Source organism: Compostibacillus humi, from assembly GCF_014637175.1.
In the GTDB taxonomy this organism is placed as follows: domain Bacteria; phylum Bacillota; class Bacilli; order Bacillales; family Amphibacillaceae; genus Oceanobacillus; species Oceanobacillus humi.
Genome location: NZ_BMEV01000002.1, coordinates 44774 through 67152, shown reverse-complemented (window position 1 = coordinate 67152; position 22379 = coordinate 44774). Strand labels below are relative to the sequence as shown.

General features: G+C 41.8%; 21 protein-coding genes, 1 other RNA gene and 1 other annotated feature. Of the genes, 19 read left to right on the top strand and 3 right to left on the bottom strand.

Annotated elements, in window-relative coordinates; translation table 11 throughout:
- Positions 1–125 precede the first annotated feature (125 nt).
- The 9 genes from nadE (at position 126) to yajC (ending at position 6693) form a co-directional block, all read left to right on the top strand.
- On the top strand, positions 126–866 hold the full coding sequence (gene nadE, locus IEV18_RS00845) for an NAD(+) synthase (RefSeq protein WP_188390469.1): 741 nt from the start codon (positions 126–128) through the stop codon (positions 864–866).
- Positions 867–936: 70 nt separating this feature from the next.
- On the top strand, positions 937–1488 hold the full coding sequence (locus IEV18_RS00840) for a YhcN/YlaJ family sporulation lipoprotein (protein WP_188390468.1): 552 nt from the start codon (positions 937–939) through the stop codon (positions 1486–1488).
- An 81-nt stretch (positions 1489–1569) separates the two neighbouring features.
- A complete protein-coding gene (locus IEV18_RS00835; RefSeq protein WP_188390467.1) occupies positions 1570–2295 on the top strand; it encodes a YebC/PmpR family DNA-binding transcriptional regulator in 726 nt (241 codons plus the stop codon).
- Between the two features lie 93 nt (positions 2296–2388).
- A complete protein-coding gene (gene ruvA, locus IEV18_RS00830; RefSeq protein ID WP_188390466.1) occupies positions 2389–2982 on the top strand; it encodes a Holliday junction branch migration protein RuvA in 594 nt (197 codons plus the stop codon).
- A gap of 15 nt (positions 2983–2997) precedes the next feature.
- Positions 2998–4002 (top strand): Holliday junction branch migration DNA helicase RuvB, encoded by a 1005-nt coding sequence (ruvB, locus tag IEV18_RS00825; RefSeq protein WP_188390465.1) that lies wholly within the window; start codon positions 2998–3000, stop codon positions 4000–4002.
- A gap of 2 nt (positions 4003–4004) precedes the next feature.
- Entirely contained in the window at positions 4005–4199 is a 195-nt protein-coding gene (locus IEV18_RS00820) for a DUF2905 domain-containing protein (RefSeq protein WP_188390464.1), read from the top strand.
- A gap of 16 nt (positions 4200–4215) precedes the next feature.
- Positions 4216–5244, top strand: a complete 1029-nt coding sequence (gene queA / locus IEV18_RS00815; RefSeq protein ID WP_188390463.1) for a tRNA preQ1(34) S-adenosylmethionine ribosyltransferase-isomerase QueA — start codon at positions 4216–4218, stop codon at positions 5242–5244.
- 14 nt (positions 5245–5258) lie between these two features.
- Complete coding sequence (gene tgt, locus IEV18_RS00810) at positions 5259–6398, top strand: tRNA guanosine(34) transglycosylase Tgt (RefSeq protein ID WP_188390462.1); 1140 nt, start codon at positions 5259–5261, stop codon at positions 6396–6398.
- 34 nt (positions 6399–6432) lie between these two features.
- Complete coding sequence (yajC, locus tag IEV18_RS00805) at positions 6433–6693, top strand: preprotein translocase subunit YajC (protein ID WP_188390461.1); 261 nt, start codon at positions 6433–6435, stop codon at positions 6691–6693.
- A gap of 64 nt (positions 6694–6757) precedes the next feature.
- Here the strand turns inward: yajC and IEV18_RS00800 are convergent, their stop codons facing one another.
- Positions 6758–7135 (bottom strand): TIGR04086 family membrane protein, encoded by a 378-nt coding sequence (locus tag IEV18_RS00800; protein ID WP_188390460.1) that lies wholly within the window; start codon positions 7133–7135, stop codon positions 6758–6760.
- A 67-nt stretch (positions 7136–7202) separates the two neighbouring features.
- Positions 7203–8756 (bottom strand): stage V sporulation protein B, encoded by a 1554-nt coding sequence (gene spoVB / locus IEV18_RS00795; protein WP_188390459.1) that lies wholly within the window; start codon positions 8754–8756, stop codon positions 7203–7205.
- A gap of 111 nt (positions 8757–8867) precedes the next feature.
- Between spoVB and IEV18_RS00790 the strand changes: the two genes are divergently transcribed.
- From IEV18_RS00790 to dtd, 6 genes are all read left to right on the top strand, one after another.
- A complete protein-coding gene (locus IEV18_RS00790; RefSeq protein WP_188390458.1) occupies positions 8868–9167 on the top strand; it encodes a post-transcriptional regulator in 300 nt (99 codons plus the stop codon).
- Between the two features lie 56 nt (positions 9168–9223).
- The gene (secDF, locus tag IEV18_RS00785; protein WP_188390457.1) at positions 9224–11473 is read left to right on the top strand and encodes a protein translocase subunit SecDF; all 2250 of its coding nucleotides are present in this window, start codon (positions 9224–9226) and stop codon (positions 11471–11473) included.
- A 140-nt stretch (positions 11474–11613) separates the two neighbouring features.
- The gene (recJ, locus tag IEV18_RS00780) at positions 11614–13923 is read left to right on the top strand and encodes a single-stranded-DNA-specific exonuclease RecJ (RefSeq protein ID WP_188390456.1); all 2310 of its coding nucleotides are present in this window, start codon (positions 11614–11616) and stop codon (positions 13921–13923) included.
- Positions 13913–14425 (top strand): adenine phosphoribosyltransferase, encoded by a 513-nt coding sequence (locus IEV18_RS00775; RefSeq protein WP_188390455.1) that lies wholly within the window; start codon positions 13913–13915, stop codon positions 14423–14425. The genes recJ and IEV18_RS00775 overlap by 11 nt, the downstream gene beginning before the upstream one ends.
- A 216-nt stretch (positions 14426–14641) precedes the next feature.
- Positions 14642–16843, top strand: coding sequence for a RelA/SpoT family protein (locus IEV18_RS00770; RefSeq protein WP_188390454.1), 2202 nt, complete (start codon positions 14642–14644; stop codon positions 16841–16843).
- A gap of 14 nt (positions 16844–16857) precedes the next feature.
- Positions 16858–17304, top strand: a complete 447-nt coding sequence (gene dtd / locus IEV18_RS00765; protein WP_188390453.1) for a D-aminoacyl-tRNA deacylase — start codon at positions 16858–16860, stop codon at positions 17302–17304.
- A gap of 47 nt (positions 17305–17351) precedes the next feature.
- Here the strand turns inward: dtd and IEV18_RS00760 are convergent, their stop codons facing one another.
- On the bottom strand, positions 17352–18383 hold the full coding sequence (locus IEV18_RS00760; RefSeq protein WP_188390452.1) for an N-acetylmuramoyl-L-alanine amidase family protein: 1032 nt from the start codon (positions 18381–18383) through the stop codon (positions 17352–17354).
- A gap of 97 nt (positions 18384–18480) precedes the next feature.
- On the opposite strand from IEV18_RS00760, the gene IEV18_RS00755 reads away from it, so the two are divergent.
- From IEV18_RS00755 to ssrS, 4 genes are all read left to right on the top strand, one after another.
- Positions 18481–18654 (top strand): helix-turn-helix domain-containing protein, encoded by a 174-nt coding sequence (locus IEV18_RS00755; RefSeq protein WP_188390451.1) that lies wholly within the window; start codon positions 18481–18483, stop codon positions 18652–18654.
- A gap of 53 nt (positions 18655–18707) precedes the next feature.
- Positions 18708–18922: a binding site (T-box leader), on the top strand.
- A 62-nt stretch (positions 18923–18984) separates the two neighbouring features.
- A complete protein-coding gene (gene hisS, locus IEV18_RS00750) occupies positions 18985–20268 on the top strand; it encodes a histidine--tRNA ligase (RefSeq protein WP_188390503.1) in 1284 nt (427 codons plus the stop codon).
- Positions 20261–22030, top strand: a complete 1770-nt coding sequence (gene aspS / locus IEV18_RS00745) for an aspartate--tRNA ligase (protein ID WP_188390450.1) — start codon at positions 20261–20263, stop codon at positions 22028–22030. The genes hisS and aspS overlap by 8 nt, the downstream gene beginning before the upstream one ends.
- A gap of 120 nt (positions 22031–22150) precedes the next feature.
- A non-coding RNA gene (ssrS, locus tag IEV18_RS00740) (6S RNA) lies at positions 22151–22335 on the top strand.
- The last annotated feature ends 44 nt before the right edge of the window (positions 22336–22379 follow it).

The following is a 22379-nucleotide window of genomic DNA, read 5'->3' as shown; positions in this document are numbered from 1 at the left end:
GCGCAAAAAATTGCATAGCCCTCTATGAATGAGCACATAGTATAAGCAGCTTTAGGAAAAGTAGACGAATTCATACCGTTGGGCTAAAATGAGTCTATGTTAGATACATCCAAGGAGGAAGTGGAATGGAACGAGAAATACAAAATGTTGTTCATTGGCTGCGGGAACAGCTGGAGAAGACAGGTGCAAAAGGCTTCGTTGTAGGCGTGAGCGGAGGGCTTGATTCGGCTGTCGTAGCCAATTTAATTAAATTGGCAGCTCCCAACCATTCATTAGGCGTCATTATGCCGATTTATTCCGATGAAAAACATTTAACCGATGCGAAGGAAGTAATCAAACAGTGCGGAATTAACTCTCTTACCATTGATTTAACTGAAACCCATCGGGTTATGTTTTCTCACATTAAAGAACAAATCGGACAAAAAAACGATTTTAATCAAAATTTGGAGCAAATTGCCAATGCAAATTTGCGTGCACGGTTAAGAATGAGCGCTTTGTATACAGTAGCAACAAATTATCAATATTTAGTCGTCGGAACTGACAATAAAGCTGAATGGTATACCGGGTATTTCACAAAATACGGAGATGGCGGAGTAGACTTGCTGCCGATTGTAGATTTTTCCAAAGCAGAAGTGCGAGAAATGGCAAAAAGCCTCGGTGTTCCTGAACGGGTAATTGAAAAGGCACCTAGTGCAGATCTTTGGGAAAACCAAACGGATGAAGCGGAGCTAGGCACGACATATGACATCATTGATGCATACTTGAACGGGGAAGATGTTCCGCCGAAAGATAGAGAAATAATCGAGAAACTGCATCAAAGATCCGAACATAAACGGACGAGCATCCCCCAATATAAAAGAAAATAACTGGATTACCTTAAATTAACTGTGTATTTCATCCTCCCTTTCTCAAACTATAGGAAAGGGAGGTTTGTTTATGATGAAAAAATGGATCAGTCTTATATTTATGCTCGTATTAATGGCTGGCTGCGGCCCGCAAGAAGAACCTGCGGATCAAGCAAAGGACAATCTCGCGCCGATAAAATACGAAACAAAGATGGAAAAGGCGGAAAGAAGCAATATGGAACCGAAATCCATCGGCGATGTCGGCGGGTATGCCCAAAGTGAGCAGCGAAAAGTAAATCATTTGGATAGTGAAAGCGGATATACAGACCCATATACGAATGAAGAAACGGAACACATTGCCAATGAATTGAGAAAGCATAAACAGATTATTCAAGCTCAAGTCGCCTCGACCGAAAAGGAAATTGTCGTCGGTGTCATGCTCACTGATGACGGGGAAAAGAAAGTAACTAATGAGATGGTCAAAGCTTGGGTGAAAGAGATCGTGCCGGATACAAATAAGGAAATAATCATTTTTACCGATGATGCGGAGTGGCATCATTTGAAAAATACCCATTCCCGTTTTAACCATAGCAAATACGACGAGCTGGACATTTTCTTTAACTCGGAACGATTTGCGGATTGAATCAACGCCTGCCTTATCCTTTTCTAACCGTGTTTTTTTTGATATAGTTAGAAAGGATAATGGAAGGAAGGGGAATGGCCGATGGCAGGACATTCAAAATGGAAAAATATTCAAAGACGCAAAAATGCTCAAGATGCCAAAAAAGGCAAAATTTTTATGCGTCATGCGAAAAATATTTACACTGCAGCCAAATTAGGCGGCGGTGATCTTTCGATGAACCCGGCGTTACGGACCGCCGTGGAAAAAGCGAAGGCAGACAATATGCCGAATGACAATATCGAACGGGCCATAAAAAAAGCAACCGGTGCCCTGGATGGTAAAAGTTTTGAAGAAATTACCTATGAAGGATATGGTCCTGGCGGTGTTGCCGTCATCGTCCATGCGCTGACGGATAATAAAAACCGAACCGCCTCGGAAGTGAGACATGCATTCAAGAAAAACGGCGGAAATCTTGGCGAAAGCGGAAGTGTATCCTTCATGTTCGACCGGAAAGGATATATTTTAATTTTGGATGAAGCTGGAGAAATTGATGAAGACGAACTGACTTTAGAGGCATTGGAAGCCGGGGCAGACGATTTGATTAAAACCGATAATGCATACGAAATATATACCGAACCGGATGCCTATCAGTCGGTATACGATCATCTTACAAATTTAGGCTTTTCCATCGAAGAAGGGGAAGTGACCTTAATACCGCAAAACGAGCAGCAAGTCTCAGAAGAAGATATGGAAAAAATGAACAAACTGTTGGAAACGCTGGAAGAAAACGAAGACGTTCAAGATATTTTCCATAATTTAGCAGAATAATTCAGTGCAATAAACTTCTATTTCTGGAAACAGAAATGGAAGTTTATTCATTAGATTGAGTCGTGTAAAATAGATACAGGAAAGGGGAAGGGCATGATAGCATACGTTAGGGGCGTCCTTTCGACAATCCAGGATGAATCTGTAATTATTGATGTGAACGGGATTGGCTATGAAGTTATTTGTCCAAATCCATACCGGTTCCAAGCCCATATGGATGAGGAAGTCTTTGTTCATACATATTACTATGTCCGTGAGGATGCCCATATATTATATGGTTTTCAGACCAACGACGAAAAACACTTATTTACGAAACTCATCTCCGTGTCCGGCATCGGGCCGAAAAGTGCTTTAGGAATTTTAAGCGCCGTCGATGTATCTGCTTTTGTTGCTGCTGTTGAGCGGGAGGATGAAAAATATTTAGTTCAATTTCCCGGAATCGGCAAGAAAACAGCAAGGCAAATTATATTGGATCTGAAAGGAAAATTAGACAGTGCGCTTTCTATTACTGCGGCAAAACCAGAAAAATTGACGGAAGCGTCTTATTTAGACGATGCGTTGGAAGCATTAAAAGCCCTTGGATTTTCGGACAAGGAAATTAAAAATATTATTCCAGAATTGCAAAAGGAAGATAAACAAAATACGGATCAATTAATCCGCACTGCTTTATCTTTGCTGCAAAAAACATAGGAAGGAGGGAGAGGAGTGGAAGAACGAATATTAGACGGCCATTTGCAGGATGACGAATTGACAGAAGAAATGAGTTTGCGGCCGACGACTCTCCGCCAATATATCGGACAACATAAAGTAAAGGAAAATTTGCAAATCTTTATTAAGGCAGCGAAAATGCGGAACGAGCCATTAGACCACGTCTTATTATACGGGCCGCCCGGATTGGGGAAAACAACTCTGGCGGCCATCATCGCCAACGAAATGGGAGTCCAGTTCCGGTCCACCTCCGGTCCGGCGATAGAACGGGCTGGGGATTTGGCGGCAATTTTATCGTCATTGGAGCCGGGAGATGTACTGTTCATCGATGAAGTGCATCGCCTTCCCCGGACGGTGGAAGAGGTGCTGTACCCGGCTATGGAGGATTTTTTCCTTGACATCGTTATCGGTACGGGCCCCAGTGCAAGGTCGGTCCGCATTGATTTGCCACCATTTACATTAGTCGGGGCAACGACGAGGGCAGGTTTGTTGTCAGCGCCATTAAGGGACCGCTTTGGTGTATTAAGCAGGCTGGAATTTTATGAAACAGATGATTTATGTTCGATTGTGGAACGGACAGCAGAGATTTTTCAAACTTCGATTACAAAAGAGGCAGCATTCGAAGTGGCAAAAAGGTCGAGGGGAACACCGAGAATTGCCAATCGTCTGCTAAGACGGATACGCGATATTTCGCAAGTAAAGGGAGAAAAGGAAATCAGCATCGAAACGACAAAAGAAGCATTACGGATGCTGCAGGTCGATTCCCTCGGACTGGACCATACGGATCATAAATTATTGCTGGGCATCATTGAACAGTTTCATGGCGGTCCGGTCGGATTAGATACGATTGCGGCAACGATTGGCGAGGAAGCGCAAACGATTGAAGATGTATATGAGCCCTATTTGCTGCAAATCGGTTTCCTGCAGCGAATGCCGAGGGGAAGGGTTGTAACAGGCAAGGCTTATGAACATTTTGGGTTGGAAAGGCATGAAGAAAAATGAATATGGGTAAACTTTTTATAATCATAGGGATTATATTTCTCATGATTGGTCTCGTATGGAATTTTATAGGCCGGCTTCCTGGAGATATCCAATTTAAAGTCGGAAATGTCCAAGTTCATTTTCCCATTGTCACCTCCATCGTTGTCAGCATCATTTTGACCATTGTTTTATCCTTTTTTGCACGGTTTCTAAAATGAGTTAGGAGAGGTACTATTGGATATTGCAGAATTTGATTTTCATTTGCCAGAACAATTAATTGCACAAACCCCATTAAAAAACCGTTCCAGTTCCCGATTAATGGTCTTGGACAAAAATTTGCAAACCATTCAGCATAAGCATTTTTCTGACATTATCCATTACTTAAATCCGGGAGACTGCTTAGTTTTAAATAATACGAAGGTATTGCCCGCCCGTCTGTATGGAATAAAGAAAGATACAGGGGCTAAAATTGAAGTACTATTGCTTCATCAGGCGGAAAAAGATGTTTGGGAAACTTTGGTTAAGCCTGCCAAAAGGATTAAGCAGGGAACGGAAATCATTTTTGGCGATGGTCTGCTAACAGCCACCTGTTTAGAAGAATTAGATCACGGCGGCAGAATGTTGAATTTTCATTATGACGGCATTTTCTATGAAGTGATAGATAAACTGGGAGAGATGCCATTGCCGCCTTACATTAAAGAACAGCTTCCGGAGAAGGAAAGATACCAGACGGTATATGCGAAAGAAGAAGGTTCTGCAGCGGCTCCTACTGCAGGATTGCATTTTACAGAAGAGTTGCTGCAAAACATAAAGGAAAAGGGCGTTACGATTGCTTATGTGACGCTTCATGTCGGTTTAGGCACCTTTCGTCCGGTCAGTGCGGAAACGGTGGAAGAACACGAAATGCATAAGGAATTTTATTCCTTATCAGCAGAAACGGCGAAAGTGCTCAATGAAACCCGGAGAAACGGCGGAAAGATTATAGCTGTCGGCACTACGTCTACACGGACGCTGGAGACGATTGCACGGGACTACGATGGTATTTTTACGGAATCCCGCGGCTGGACAGATATATTTATCTATCCCCCTTATCGTTTCCGGGCAATCGATGGATTAATCACCAACTTTCATCTGCCAAAATCAACGCTGATTATGCTTGTCAGCGCCTTTGCCGGCAAGGAATTTATTATGAAGGCGTACGAGGAAGCAGTGAAAGAAAAGTACCGGTTTTTTAGTTTTGGCGATGCCATGCTAATTATTTAAAAGGAGTTTTACACATGACACCGATTACGTACGAATTAATTAAAACAGATAAACAGACAGGAGCGAGACTCGGCCGGGTTCATACTCCCCATGGCTCTTTTGATACACCGACCTTTATGCCAGTCGGCACTTTGGCGACGGTCAAGACGATGAGCCCGGAAGAATTGGAACAAATCGATGCAAAAATTATTTTGTCCAATACGTATCATTTATGGCTTCGTCCTGGAGAAGAAATTATCAGAGAAGCGGGCGGACTCCATTCTTTTATGAACTGGAAAGGAGCCATATTAACAGATTCCGGCGGATTCCAAGTATTTAGCTTAAGCGATATGCGGGAGATTACAGAGGAAGGGGTTTATTTTCGGAATCATCTAAACGGGGATAAATTATTTTTATCACCGGAGAAGGCAATGCAAATTCAAAACGCCCTCGGTTCGGACATTATGATGGCTTTTGATGAATGTCCGCCTTATCCGGCAACCTATGAATACATGAAGCAATCCGTTGAGCGGACGTCCCGCTGGGCCGAAAGATGTCTGAAAGCCCATGAACGGCCAGAGGAACAAGGGCTGTTTGGCATTGTGCAAGGCGGGGAGTTTGAAGATTTGCGAAAAATGAGCGCGCAAGATTTAGTCTCGTTAGATTTTCCAGGATACGCGGTGGGCGGTCTATCGGTTGGAGAGCCGAAAGAGGTCATGAACCGGGTGCTGGAATTTACTACTCCCCTTTTGCCGGCGGACAAGCCGAGGTATTTAATGGGGGTAGGTTCACCAGATTCCTTGATAGATGGAGCGATTCGTGGTATAGATATGTTTGACTGTGTGCTGCCAACGCGGATTGCCCGTAATGGAACGTGTATGACTTCTACCGGCAGACTCGTCGTAAGGAATGCGAAATACGCGAAAGATTTTCGCCCGATCGATGAACATTGTGACTGCCACGTTTGCAAAAATTATACTAGAGCGTACATCCGCCATCTCATTAAGTGCAATGAGACGTTTGGATTTAGACTTACTACTTATCATAATCTATATTTTCTGGTAAAATTAATGAAGCAAGTTCGAGCTGCAATTTCAGAAGATCGGCTTGGTGATTTCAGAGAAGAATTCTTTGAACGTTACGGGTTTAATAAACCGAATGCAAAGAACTTCTGATTTTCTTTCTTTATGGAAAGGAGGGGAAGAAAGTATGGAAATGCTCGTTTCTTTGGCACCGATTATTTTAATGTTTGTTATTTTTTACTTTTTACTCATTCGGCCTCAGCAAAAGCGTCAGCGCCAAGTGCAGGAAATGCAAAATAATTTGCAAAAGGGCGATGAGGTAATTACAATCGGCGGATTCCATGGAAAGATTCATTCTTTAGACGAATCAACGATTGTGCTTTTAACGGAAAATGGGACAAAGCTTACTTATGACCGCTCCGCGGTTCGCGAAGTGAAACAGAATTAATCATACATAGTTCCATATTCGATAAAAAAGAAGTTAATCTTAAACAGATTAACTTCTTTTTCGTTTATTTGCTGTCGCTTGAGACATTTACCCCGATAATTCCGCCAACTACCGCTGCTAATACATACCCTAAATGATGGAGGGATTGCTGCAGGGAGAAGCCGGTTTGGTAGCCCAGGTACTGTACTAAAAATGTAAATAATGTAAATCCAATCCCGATAATTCCGCCGATGACCCACCCTTTTGCCTTTCCTTTGAGCCCTGCGATCAGTCCGCCAATAAATAAGGACAGGACGCCGATTGTGAGGGTAATCCACGTTAAGGCAGGTGCATCCAATGAAGTAAATTTCAGCAATGCAGCGACAATTAAACTGGCAACTAAAATTAATCCGAATACCGCTATCCAGCCAAATAGCAGACTATGAATCAACTGTCTCGTCAAATTGCATCCTCCTTTCCTGTTTGTCCATCCTATCACTATCCTATTCACAAATTTGCATTATAGAAGTTTAAGATAGCCATTTTTGCAAGAAAGGAATTTGTTGAAGCTCTTCCTTTGTGACAAATTTTAAAGCAAATAGGATGAAAAGGTAGATTCCGGTGAACAGAAGCAAGACGATTAGAAAAATACCAACTTGATGGATCGCCGATTCAAATAATTGCATTAACCCATATCCTGCAAGAAATGACGCCAGTAAAAGGAAAATCATCTTAAGCAATACTTTGACCGGAATGTAATACGCGATGGCCTTTTTCAAAGTGAATAAGTGCAGCAATGTAATAAGGACTACTGTAACGTTCATTGAAATGGCAACACCGTAAATGCCGATATTTGGGTTCGAAGTAAGCAGGAATAGAATTGTCAGTTTTACAACCGCCCCGATTAAGCTGTTCCACATGGCACTTTTAGCCAGGTCTAATGCTTGCAATGCAGCTTGCAGCGGGGATTGAATATACAACAATATATAAAAAGGCGCCATAAACATAACATAATGGCTCGCATTCGCAGTCCCGTACATAAAAGTTAAAATCGGCACAGAAAATAAGGTTAAAATTACGGTTGCAATTGCACCCGAAGCAAAGGAAATGCGTATAGACTGATGAATCCGATAATGGATTAATTTCCGGTTATTTTTCGCTTCTGCTTCAGAAATCGAAGGGACTAGGGCAATTGCCAACGAATGGGTAATAAAGGTTGGCAAATATAATAAAGGAAGTACAAATCCGGTCAACTCCCCGTATTGCTTTGTGGCAACGGTTGCGGCCACTCCAGCGATTGCCAGGCTCTGTGCGACGAGTATCGGTTCGAAAAAATTGCTGAGGGAAGAAATCATCCTGCTGCCTGTACTTGGCAATGCGATGGAAAATAATTGTTTGATGGTGTCTTTGCTGGAACGAAGGAAGGAAAAAAAGTTGGTCCGAATCCGGATTTTTTTACTGTACTGGAACATTTTGATCATATAGAGGAGAGAAACAAATTCCCCGATAATCACGCTAAACATCGCCCCTGCAGCTGCAAATTCCACGCCGTACGGAAGCAGCAAGTAAACGAAAAGGAATACGAAAAGGATGCGAACAATTTGCTCAAGCACTTGAGCATAGCTTTGCGGTTTCATGTTTTGTTTTCCTTGAAAATATCCGCGGATGACGGAAGAAATTGCAGTAATCGGGATAATCGGGCTGATGGCAAGCAAAGGATACATCGTCCGCTCATCCGTTAATAACGTTTTTGCGATATACGGACTGCCAATGACCATAATCATCGTAACGATGATGCTGCTAATAAAGGTGATCGCAAGGGACACGACTAATATCTGCTTCACTTTTTTCCTATTTCCTAACGCTTCCGCTTCGGAGATTCGCTTTGCGATAGCAACCGGCAATCCGATTTGGGTCAGCGTCATCGCCAGAAATAGGGTAGGCAATGCCATCATATATAGCCCCATTCCTTCTTCCCCCAAAAGCCTTGCGAGTACAATCCGGTTAATAAATCCTAGAAACCGGGTAATAATGCCAGCAGCTATTAATATTAGCGCGCCTTGTAAAAATGATTGTTTGGCCATCGTCAAGACCTCACTTCTCAAATAGTAAAAATTCATATACAATGATATATATGCATAACAGTAGGCCAAGCATGACAAGCAATATTGTTACTCCAATGTAGGAGGGGGAACATGAAAATTTATCAGACTGTGGAAGCGTGGAAACAAACAGTACAACCTGCCATAGAGAGTAAGGTGAATGAACTCCATACGTTAGGATATAACGAAGCATCTTATGAAGATGTTTGGAATTGTTTAATGGAAAAAGTATGGAAAGGCAATCCGGAAAAAAGGTTATATAAAGTTGTACAGGATATTTTACAGTTGAATACGAGTACATATTTAAGCTATATCACTGTCCAATCCTATCAAGAGGATGATTTGCTGGCATCAATCACTGCGGTTACAAGCAATGATGATTCGAATACATAAAAGGTATTACTTTTTAATGGCCATAAATTTGTAAGTAATTAAGGAGGCAGTAATGGATGAAAAAGAGAGGCAGAATCGTTGCCTTTTTTCTAGTCGTACTACTATTTGCATTAACGATTGGAACAACGATAAATCCGATAGCGAAAGATATAAGTTTAGGCTTAGACTTACAGGGCGGATTTGAAATTCTGTATGAAGTGGAGCCTGTTGATGAAACTCAGGAAATTACCCGCAGCTTGATGGAAGGAACGGTGGAAACATTAAATGACCGGGTGAACCGGCTCGGAATTAGTGAAGCCGTGATTAATATTGAAGGGGAAAACCGAATCCGGGTGCAGCTGGCAGGCATCGAAGACCAGGAGCAAGCACGGGAATTAATCGGTACGTCTGCGCAACTGTCCTTTCGGGATGTGAACGATAACGAGCTGCTAAGCGGTACCGATATTAAAGAAGGAAGCGCCAAGCAGGATTTCGACCCGAATACAAATGCACCTATCGTCACGTTGCAGTTAAAGGATGCGAAAAAATTTGGCGAAGTAACATCAAAAATAGCCGCGATGCCGTCGCCGGATAATGTGCTTGTCATCTGGATGGATTATCGGGAAGGGGATTCCTATAAGGAAGAAGTATTAAAGGAAAATCCGAAATTTGTTTCGGACCCAAGGGTAACGGAAACATTAAACACGACGAATGTTATGATTAGCGGCAATTTTACCGTAGAATCAGCACAGCAGTTGGCAAACATCATTAATTCAGGTTCCTTGCCGGTCCATATGACGGAAATTTATTCCAACTCGGTCGGAGCCCAATTTGGTGAGGAAGCATTAAATGAAACCGTGTTTGCCGGTATCATCGGTGTCGCCATCATTATTTTATTTATGATTGCTGTATATCGTTTTCCAGGTATCATCGCCGGGATTAATATCATTATTTATACTTATTTGGTACTGTTAGTATTTAATTTAATGAATGGCGTATTAACTTTGAGCGGAATAGCTGCCCTTATTTTAGGGATTGGGATGGCAGTGGACGCCAATGTGATTACTTTTGAACGGATCAAGGAAGAACTTCGGGTCGGAAAATCCGTAAAAGGTTCCTTTAAAGCAGGGACGAGCAATTCCTTGAGAACGATATTTGATGCCAATATTACGACGTTAATCGCTGCGGCGGTACTGTTTATCTTTGGTACGAGTTCGGTTAAAGGATTTGCGACGATGTTGATTATTAGCATCCTTGTCAGTTTTCTCACCGCTGTATACGGTACAAGGTTGCTGCTCGGACTTTGGGTTCAGAGCGGATTTTTATCCAAAAAGAAAAATTGGTTTGGCGTAAAGGAAAAAGAAATTCAAGATATTCATGAAGGCGAGCTGGAGCCGACAATCTTTGGAAGAAAAAGGGATATTGTCAGCAACCGGAAAAAGTTTTTCCTCGTTACGGCTTTAGCAGTTATTGTCGGAGTCGTTTCCTTAATTGTGCTGAAAATCAATCCTGGCATTGACTTTACTAGCGGATCCCGAGTAGAAGTGGTAGCGGACACTACCGTTACTGCAGAAGTGGTTGAGGAGGAATTTGCAAAATTAAAGCTAGATCCGAAATCGATCGTATTATCCGGAGACCAAACAAGTGCTGTTTCCCGATTTGATACGGTATTATCAGAGGAGCAAATCGCCGAAGTACAAAACCATTTCAAAAATGAATACGGACAAGAACCGACCATTAGTGTCGTTTCTCCGATTGTCGGAGAGGAACTCGTTAAAAATGCGATTTATGCCGTTGGGATTGCTGCAATATTTATGATTATTTATGTAGCGTTTCGCTTTGAAATTTTCTTTGGAATTACGGCAGTCATTGCGTTGCTTCACGATGTATTTATTATGTTGACCTTGTTTAGCATAACCCAAATGGAATTTGACATTACGATTGTTTCGGCAATATTAACGATTGTCGGATATTCGATCAATAATACGATCGTTATTTTTGACCGGGTAAGGGAAAATATCCGTCACCATAAACGGGTCAGGTCCTTTAAAGTTCTGGCGGAAATTATTAATCGAAGCATCGTCCAATCCTTTACAAGGACATTAAATACAACAATTACAACGCTAATTGCTGTTGTTGCATTCTTAGTATTGGGAGCCTCTTCCATTTTCACCTTTGCATTGGCAATTGCAATCGGCCTGATTGCAGGAATGTATTCGTCATTAATTTTAGCAGCCCAATTATGGCTCGTTTGGAGAGGAAAATTTATTAAAGAAAAACCTCTCGATTTTACAAAGAAAAAACGGGTAGAAGGTCCGCAAGTGTAACTTAATTGGCAAAACCCTTATTGACGATTCGTTAATAAGGGTTTATTTGCTTTTAAGTGTAGCCTTGCTATGCTAAAAGCATTTTGCCAATTGCCCCTAAAATCTCTCTCTTGTATAATAAATAAGTCAGGGGTGAATCTATGTTAAAAAGCAAATGCAATTGGAAATATATCGATACGTCAACAACGACAGGGATCAATGAACTGGAAGGAATATCCCCCATCATGAAAAAGCTCCTACTGCAAAGAGGTATAACGACGATGGAGCAGGCTGATAAATTTTTGTCTCCCCGGTTAGAAGATTTACATAATCCAAATCTGCTCCAGTCGATGGAAAAAGCAGTCGACCGGGTTCATCAGGCGATACAGGATGATGAAAAAATTCTAATTTACGGCGATTATGATGCCGACGGGGTCAGTTCAACAGCCGTAATGCTAAAAACATTAAAGGAATTGAATGCAAAAGCAGATTACTATATACCGAATCGCTTTACTGAAGGATACGGACCAAACGAAGAAGCTTTTATGGAAGCATATAAAAACGGTTATTCCTTGATTATTACAGTCGATACCGGCATTGCTGCCGTCCATGAAGTGGATGTTGCCAATAAATTAGGAATCGATGTCATTATAACCGACCACCATGAAATCCAAAGCGAACTGCCGGATGCTTATGCCATTTTGCATCCGAAATGTTCCCCTGATTATCCGTTTAAAGATTTGGCTGGAGTAGGAGTGGCATTCAAATTTGCGGAAGCATTGCTCGGCTATTTCCCGGAACACTTATTGCCTTTTGCTGCCATCGGTACCATTGCTGATTTAGTTCCTCTTATCGGAGAGAATCGCATATTGGCCTACCACGGGTTAGAAGCACTAAGCAATACGAAAAATCCGGGAATTCAAGCGTTGAAAGAAGTAAGCCAAATTGATGGCAAGGTTAATGAACAAGATGTCGGCTTTTCCCTCGGTCCGCGAATTAATGCGGTCGGCCGGCTGCAGGATGCAAGTCTTGCAGTGGAACTGTTCATGACGGAACAGCTGGAAGAAGCAAAGGATATCGCAAAGGAATTGGAAGAGATTAATGAACTCCGAAAACAGATCGTGCAAGAAATTGTAATTGAAGCGGAGGAAATGATTAAGGAAGAAAAATCGGACGTTTTAGTCGTGGCAAAAGAAGGATGGAATGAAGGCGTTCTCGGCATTGTTGCCTCCAAACTAGTGAAAAAATTTGACCGGCCCGCCATCGTACTGACGATTAAAAAGGACAAACAGGAAGCGAAGGGGTCAGCACGCAGCATCCCAGCATTTGATTTGTTTGAACATGGAATGCGGATTCGTGAGCTGTTCACCCATTTTGGCGGTCATCACCAAGCGGCGGGAATGACATTGCCGGTGGAAAATATTTCATTAGTGAAAGAAAAATTAAATCAGTTTATTCAAGAAGAACTTACAGAAGAAGATTTTAAACAACAAATTGAGATCGCCCATCAATTGTCCATTTCGGAAATAAGTGAGCATTTAATCCGGGAAATGGAATCAATGGCTCCATTTGGGATGAGCAATCCAAAACCGGTTTTTCAATTTACTGGCGTTCCAATGGAAGTCCGTCAAATTGGCAGCACAAAGAACCATTTAAAAATGCTCTTTCAAGAGGATGGATACCAATTAGAAGGAATCGGTTTTGGTCTGGGCGAATATAAAAATAATATTTCCGAGCGGGCGGAAGTTTCCATCGCAGGAGAATTGGGCATTAATGAATGGAATAATGTAAAAAGATTTCAGATAATGATTCATGATATGAAAATTGATGAATGGCAATTATTTGATTTTCGGGGTAAAAGGCATTTTCAGCCTGTACTTCCATCAAATGGAAACAGTATTGCCGTTTTTAACGAAATTAATTCATCGGAAGAATACGTACAGCAAATTACGTATCGTACAGATGTGAATGATATCCCGGAGACGGATTCATTATATATTTATGATTTGCCGGAAGACATGGCGGATTTAAAGAAAATTGTTCAAAAAACGAAGCCCTGGAATATCTATGTATGTTACTATATGAATCAGGGAGCATACTTACAGTCGTTTCCATCCCGGGAAGAATTCGTTTGGTTTTATGCGTTTGTCCGCAAGCATCAAGCGGTGGATCTAAAGCAACACTTGGATTGGCTTAAACGGGAAAAGGGCTGGAGCAAGGAAAAAATAATTTTTCTTACAAAAGTATTTTCCGAATTGGATTTTGTAAGAGTCAAACAAGGTGTCATTTATATAAATCCAAATCCGAAAAAGCAGGATTTGCAAAATTCACCGACCTACCAAAAACGCCTGAAACAGATGGAAATCGAAAAAAAGCTGTATTATTCTAATTATGACGAATTAAAAACGTGGTTCGCCAGCTGTATGGACCATATCGATAATCGCAAGGAGGAACCAGCATATGGACTATAAACAATATATTGAAATTGTGGAAGATTATCCGAAAGAAGGAATCAGTTTTAAAGACATTACACCGCTTATGAATAACGGCGAAGCATTCAAATCAGCAATTGATGAAATTGTTCAATTTGCGAAAGAGAAGAAAATTGATCTTGTAGTCGGTCCAGAGGCTCGCGGGTTTATCATTGGCTGTCCCGTTTCCTACGCTTTAGGCGTCGGATTTGCTCCAGTCCGGAAGGAAGGGAAGTTGCCCCGTGAGGTCATCAAAGTTGACTATGGTTTAGAATATGGCCGAAATGTGCTTACCATTCATAAAGATGCGATTAAACCTGGACAGCGTGTTCTTGTAACGGATGACTTATTGGCAACCGGCGGTACAATCGAAGCGACAATCAAATTAGTAGAAGAACTTGGCGGAATCGTCGTTGGCTGTGCTTTCCTTGTCGAGTTAAGCTACTTGGACGGAATGGATAAATTAAAAGGCTATGATGTCCTGACTTTAATGAGCTATTAACAGTCATAAAATTTAGGTCTGACATGTTTTGGTCAGACCTATTTCCGTATTTTAATGCGAGTATTGTAGTTCATCCTGCGTTGGACAGTATGATAAAATTGTCCTATAATAAAAATATTTAATAAATGAATCTAGTAACGGAGCTGCTATGTTTATCAAAAAACGTCTGATAAACATAGCTTTTATATAAAACCTCCAAAAATTAAAGGTGATCTTATGGCAAAAGATGAAAACGTAACGATTGATGATATTATCCATAAAGCAAAAACCTATCTTTCCGATGAGGACGTGGAATTTATTTATCGTGCCTACGAATATGCGTACAATGCGCATAAAGATCAGTATCGGAAATCGGGAGAACCGTATATTATCCATCCTGTGCAAGTAGCGGGCATTCTAGTTAACTTGGAAATGGATGCAGAAACCGTTGCCTGTGGCTTTTTGCACGATGTAGTTGAAGATACTTCCATTTCATTAGAAGATTTAGAGAAAGCCTTTAACCGGGAAGTGGCGATGCTCGTTGACGGCGTAACCAAATTAGGAAAAATCCAGTACCGGTCGAAAGAAGCGCTGCAGGCAGAAAACCATCGGAAAATGTTTGTCGCCATGGCGAAGGATATTCGGGTAATATTAATTAAGCTTGCAGACCGTTTGCATAACATGCGGACGCTAAAATATTTGCCTCCGGAAAAGCAACGACAGAAAGCAAATGAAACGTTGGAAATTTTTGCCCCGCTGGCCCACCGCCTTGGTATTTCCACGATTAAATGGGAATTGGAAGATACTTCCCTCCGGTACCTTAATCCGCAGCAGTATTATCGAATTGTCCATTTAATGAAGCAGAAAAGGGAAGAAAGGGAAAAATATATCCAAGAAGTAATTTCTGAGATTTCAGAAGAGTTAGAGCGGGTATCGATAAAGGCGGAAATGTCCGGCAGGCCAAAACACATCTACAGTATTTACCAAAAAATGGTAAAACAAAACAAACAGTTTAATGAAATCTATGATTTGTTGGCGATACGAATCATCGTCAACAGCATTAAAGACTGCTATGCTGTTCTCGGCATTATCCATACGAACTGGAAACCGATGCCGGGCAGATTTAAAGATTATATCGCCATGCCGAAACAAAATCTTTACCAATCTTTACACACCACGGTGATTGGACCGAAAGGTGACCCATTGGAAGTGCAAATCCGCACAAAGGAAATGCATGAAATTGCTGAATACGGTATTGCAGCCCATTGGGCATATAAAGAAGGAAAACAAGTAAAGAAAGGCAGCAAATCCTTTGAAGAAAAGCTGACCTTATTCCGGGAAATATTGGAATGGCAAAGTGAAACCCATGATGCGGAAGAATTTATCGAATCATTAAAGGTTGACTTGTTTTCCGATATGGTATACGTGTTTACACCGAAAGGGGATGTCATTGAACTTCCGGCCGGTTCTGTACCGTTAGACTTTGCCTATAAAATTCATACGGAAATAGGAAATCGGACAGTTGGTGCAAAAATAAACGGAAAAATCGAACCGTTAGATTATAAACTGAAAAACGGTGATATTGTCGAAGTTTTAACGTCCAAACACTCTTACGGGCCATCCCAGGATTGGTTAAAAATTACCCAGACTTCTCAGGCAAAAAGCAAAATCAAGCAATTTTTCAAAAAACAGCGGAAAGAAGAAAATATCCTGAAAGGGAAAGAAGCCGTTGACAAGGAAATTCGCGCAATGCAGCTCAATCCGAAGGACGTGCTGACGCCGGAAAATGTTCAGCGGGTTCTTGAACGGTTTAATTTTACGAATGAAGATGATATGTATGCAGCTGTCGGCTATCAAGGAATTACCGCATCTCTTATTGCAACGCGGCTGACAGAAAAGATACGCGAACAGCAGCAAAAAGAAAAAGACTTAGAAAAAACGCTTGATGAAGTAAAGACGGAAACTTCCTGGAAAAAAGAAAACCGAAAGGATTCGGGAGTCCGGGTAGAAGGGGTAGACAATCTGCTTGTAAGGCTTGCGAAATGCTGCAATCCGGTACCTGGAGACAAAATTATCGGCTATATTACGAAGGGCAGAGGCGTTTCCATTCACCGTACCGATTGCCCAAATATATTAACGGAAAAAGCGAAAGAACGCCATTTGCGTGTTGAGTGGATCAATGAACAAACAGATACGAAACAGTATCATGTCGACCTTGAAGTAACCGCCTATGACCGGCGCGGCTTGCTAAATGAGGTTTTAATGGCGATTAATGAGATGAAGACGAACCTTACCCATGTCAACGGACGGTCCGACCGGAATAAAATTGCTACCATCCAAATTACGATTCTAATTCATAATACAAGCCATTTACGGCAAGTGGTGGATCGAATTAAACGGATTAAAGATGTATACAGTGTTACAAGAATATTGCATTAAAGGAGATTAGCATAATGAAAGCAGTGTTGCAGCGGGCTATAGATGCCAGTGTCACCGTCGATTCGGAAGTAATTGGAGAAATAGAAAACGGTTTTGTCTTATTAGTTGGCGTTAAGCACGATGATACGGAAGAAGACGTGGAGTATTTGGCGAATAAAATTGTACACTTGCGCATTTTTGAAGATGACGAAGGGAAAATGAACCGTTCCATTTTGGACGTGAACGGCAGTATCCTGTCTATTTCCCAATTTACATTATATGCGGATACGCGAAAAGGCAGAAGACCGAGTTTTGTCAAAGCAGCGAAACCGGAATATGCTAACCGGATGTATGAATTGCTAAACGAAAAACTGCGGCAATACGGTGTTAAAGTGGAAACGGGGAAATTTGGCGCAATGATGGACGTCCGCTTGACGAACGTCGGGCCGGTAACAATCATTATCGAATCGAAAGAAAAATAGGAACAAGAAAAATGGGAGTGCGTCACTCCCATTTTTTATTGCATCGGTCAGAAAGCAGAAAAATATTTTTGCAATCCTTTCAAAATGCCATTGACAATTTTTTGCTGATACCAATCCATCTTTAAATTTTCTTCCGTCTCGATATTGGAAAGGAATCCTAATTCGATTAAAAGAGCCGGTTTCATCGTTTGCCGCAGCACATAAAAGTCGCCGAAAGTAATGCCCCGATCCTTATCTCCTGTTTCTTTTATAATCTCTTCCTGTATCATTTGGGCGAGCATTTTATTTTGTTCCTGGTTGTAGAATGTTTCGATGCCGATAACGTCAGGCTGTTCGGCAAAGCTATTGTAATGAATGCTTAGGAAAACATCGGCATCGGTCATATTGGCATAGCTTACCCGGGAAGCAAGGGAAATGAATTCGTCCTTTTCTCTTGTCATATATACGGTGGCGCCAATCGAAGCCAGTTTTTCCTTTAGTTTTAATGCCGTCGCAAACGTAAAATCCTTTTCGTATGATCCAGTTGCCCCGATTGCGCCAACATCATGCCCTCCGTGTCCTGCATCGATGACAACCCCAATATCGGATAGCTGCATTTCTCTATGTTCCTTGTTTGTTACAAACGGTTTATATACGAATCCATGCACATTTTCATTTACAATTTCATACCATTCTTCTGTTTCAGAAAGGACTTGAAACGATTCTCCTTTTTTGGCAAAGTAAATGATGTCGCTTTCCGTTGACGGACCGCTGCGGATATGAATATTATCCAATTCTACCGTAATGTTTGAGAGCGGCGGACTGGAATTGTTTTCTTTCGGGCCGGCAATGGTTACATATTGTTTGTTTACCCATCCAGCTTCATTGTTATATGTAATTTTAATCCATTCTCCCTCTTGTTGTAGAACGGAAAATTCCTCTCCAGAATTGACCTTGCCGATAATCGGATAGTCCAATCCTGGACCGCTGCGTACATTGAGTCCGTCAGCAGTTACGGTAATATACATGGCATGGATAGGAATTGCATGGGAAAGGAGCAGAAAAAAAATGAAGATGATACTGCATGTCCTTTTTAACAATATAGTATGACCTCCGCTAGCAATAAGATTACGTCATAAGTATAATAAAAATCCCTCCGATAGGCAAAGATAGATATAACTAAAGGAGGATGACCCGATGCGTATGCAAGATAAACATTATCATACAGCCAACAATAAGGATATTTTCGGCGTAAATCTCCACCAGTTTGTAGAGATGCAAGATCAGACAAATTATATGGAAATTGCTGAAGAGTTCGGAATTTCCATCGGTGAAGTGAAAAAGCTGAAGAAAAAATTACAACGGTCTTGACAATCTGCAGTGGAAAGCTTATTATAATAATCATTAAAAAAGTACGTATATTCGACATACCGATGAAGGAAAGAGTAATTAGCAGACTCTGTCTAGAGAGAAAATGCCGCGGCTGAAAGCATTTTCCAGAAAGGGCTAATGAAAGACATTCCTGAGGATTTATGCCGAAATAGCAGTAGGTATAAACGTATGCAGGCGTTAACTGTGAAAGTGGATGCTCCAAAAGCATCAACTAGGGTGGCAACGCGGGTTAACTCTCGTCCCTTTTATAGGGACGGGAGTTTTTTCAATGTGATTTAGGATACATATATTGAGGAGGTAATTCGAATGATGAAAGCCCCTAGGGGAACGGCAGACTTATTGCCGAAGGATACAAAACGGTGGCAATATGTAGAAAATAAAATAAAGGATATTTGCCGAAGATACAACTATCATGAAATTCGCACCCCTGTATTTGAACATACGGAAGTATTCCAGAGAGGGGTAGGCGATACGACGGATATTGTCCAAAAGGAAATGTATACATTTGAAGACCGGGGCGGACGCAGCATTACGTTAAGACCAGAAGGAACAGCGTCGGTTTCCCGGGCCTTTGTACAATATAAGCTCTATGGCGAGGCGAACCAGCCGGTTAAATTGTATTACTTAGCGCAAATGTTCCGCTATGAACGTCCGCAAAAGGGAAGAATGCGGCAATTAAACCAATTTGGTGTGGAAGTTCTCGGCAGTGACGACCCGAGTGTTGATGCGGAAGTCATTGACTTGGCAATGACAGTATATAAGGAACTGGGACTAAAATCTATAAAATTAGTGATAAATTCGTTAGGCGACCAGGAAAGCAGAGTGGAACATCGAAATGCTTTGGTTAAACATTTTACGCCAGTGCGAAGCGAACTTTGTGAAGATTGTCAATCCCGTCTGGAGCAAAACCCGTTGCGGGTATTGGATTGCAAAAAAGATCATAACCATCCTGCGATGAAAACTGCTCCTTCAATACTGGATTATTTAAATGAAGAGTCAAAGGAATATTTTGAACAAGTGAAAAAATACTTAACGAAAATCGGTATAGAGTACGAAGTGGACCCGACCCTTGTCCGCGGCTTAGATTATTACAATCATACTACTTTTGAAATAATGAGCGATGCGGATGGATTTGGCGCCATTACGACTTTGGCCGGCGGCGGAAGATATAACGGTCTGATTGAAGAATTGGGCGGACCGGAAACACCTGCCATCGGATTCGGCATGGGAATGGAAAGACTTATGATGGCATTGGAGGCGGAGGATATTTCCATTCCGATAGACGAACGGCTGGATTGCTTTGTCGTTGCGGTCGGAGATGAAGCGAAAGAAGAAGCTGCCAGAGTTGTCCGCGAATTGCGTTCCATGGGCATTCAGACGGATCAGGATTATTTAAACCGGAAAATGAAAGGTCAGCTGAAAGCTGCCGACCGTTACCAGGCCAAATTTGTCCTCATACTAGGGGATGAAGAATTACAAGAACAAAAAATAACGGTAAAATCAATGGATACGGGAGAACAAAGGGAAATACCTTTAAATACCCTTTCAGAAACGATGCAAAGGCTGCTTGTAGGAGGTCAAACAGATGCTTAAGAGAATTCATGCAGGAACGATAACCGATTCACAGATTAATGAAGAAGTGCTGTTAAAAGGCTGGGTCCAAAAACGGCGGGATTTAGGCGGATTAATCTTTATCGACTTGCGGGACATTTCCGGTATTATTCAGGTAGTGTTTAACCCGGATGAGTCAAAGGATGCCTTGGAAGTGGCGGAAAACATCCGTTCTGAATACGTCGTTGAAATAAGAGGGCGGGTTGTGGCAAGAAGCGAGGAAACGGTTAATCCCAACTTGCCGACAGGAAAAGTAGAAGTTGTTGCACAGTCAATCCGCGTACTAAATAAGGCGAAGACACCGCCTTTTACGATTAGTGATGACACCGATGTGTCCGAAGATTTGCGTCTGAAATACCGCTATATTGATTTGCGGAGAAAACCATTGCAAGAAGTGATTATTTTGCGGCATAAAACAACCCAGGCTGTACGCAGCTTTCTCAATCAGGAAGGGTTCTTCGAGATGGAAACTCCGATATTGACGAAGAGCACGCCTGAAGGTGCGAGAGATTATTTAGTACCGAGCCGGATACACCCGGGAGAATTTTACGCGCTGCCCCAATCGCCGCAATTATTTAAACAGCTAATTATGGTGAGCGGATTTGAAAAATATTATCAAATTGCAAGATGCTTCCGTGATGAAGACTTAAGGGCAGACCGACAGCCGGAATTTACTCAGATTGATATTGAAACTTCTTTTATGTCGAGCGATGACATTATGGATATGACAGAAAGAATGATGCAGCATGTATGGAAAGAGGTAAAGGGAGTCGATATTGAATTGCCGCTGCCGCGTATCAGCTATGCCGAAGCAATGGAACGATTTGGTTCGGACAAGCCGGATACAAGGTTTGGACTGGAACTGATTCATGTAAGCGACATCGTGAAAAATTCTTCGTTTCAGGTCTTTCGCAATGCAGTAGCAGAAGGCGGCAAAGTAAGCTTATTAAACGTGAAAGGTGCTGCAAGTGATTTTTCGAGGAAGGATATTGATAAGCTTACTGACTTCGTAAAAATTTACGGTGCAAAAGGGCTGGCCTGGATTAAACTGGAAGAAGACCAGTTTAAAGGGCCGATAGCCAAGTTTCTGTCAGCTGAAGAACTGGAAGCAATATCTGCAAAAGCGGATGGAGAAAACGAGGATTTACTGCTGTTCGTTGCAGACAAACCAGCTGTCGTATACGAAAGTTTAGGTGCATTGCGGCTGAAATTAGGCAAAGAACTGCAATTAATTGATGAGGAAAAATTTAATTTCCTGTGGGTTACAGATTGGCCATTATTGGAATATGATGAAGAAGAAGGCCGGTATTATGCCGCTCACCATCCATTTACCTCTCCACAGGAAGAAGATATAGACAAATTAGAAACGGATCCTGGAAGCGTAAAAGCGAACGCTTATGACCTTGTGTTAAACGGGTATGAATTGGGAGGAGGATCCATTAGAATTTACCAGCGGGACGTGCAAAATAAAATGTTTAAAGTGCTGGGCTTTACGGAAGAAACGGCAAGGGAGCAGTTTGGTTTCCTTCTCGATGCCTTGGAATATGGCGCTCCTCCCCACGGCGGAATTGCCCTCGGTCTTGACCGAATTATTATGCTTCTAGCCGGAACGACGAACATCAGGGATACAATTTTATTCCCGAAAACGGCATCCGCATCGGATTTATTGACAGAGGCGCCAAGCCAAGTCAGCAATGCCCAATTGGATGAACTGGCAATCGGCATTAAAGTAAAAAATGATTAACCATCCGTGTAATGGAAATGTAACAAAAGAGGACGCATCTTTTCATACAGGAATTATTGAAAAAGGGAATCTCGTATGTTAAGATAAATTTACAAAGCAGTACGATATTTTATCGTACTACAAATCCTGATTTGTGCGTCTATCGTAAAGTAATTGACCGAACACCATTAACAAAGGGAGCCTGCAGTTTTTATGTTGCATGCAGGCCGCAGCTTTCAGCGGAAGCATAATAAACATAAAACAGGGCACCCACCTGCCAAGAGCGGGATCAAAACGATACGAATAGACGGCATATCGGGATTTGTACATAGGAATGGAATCTTTAGAACCCTCCAGGAGGGTTCTTTTT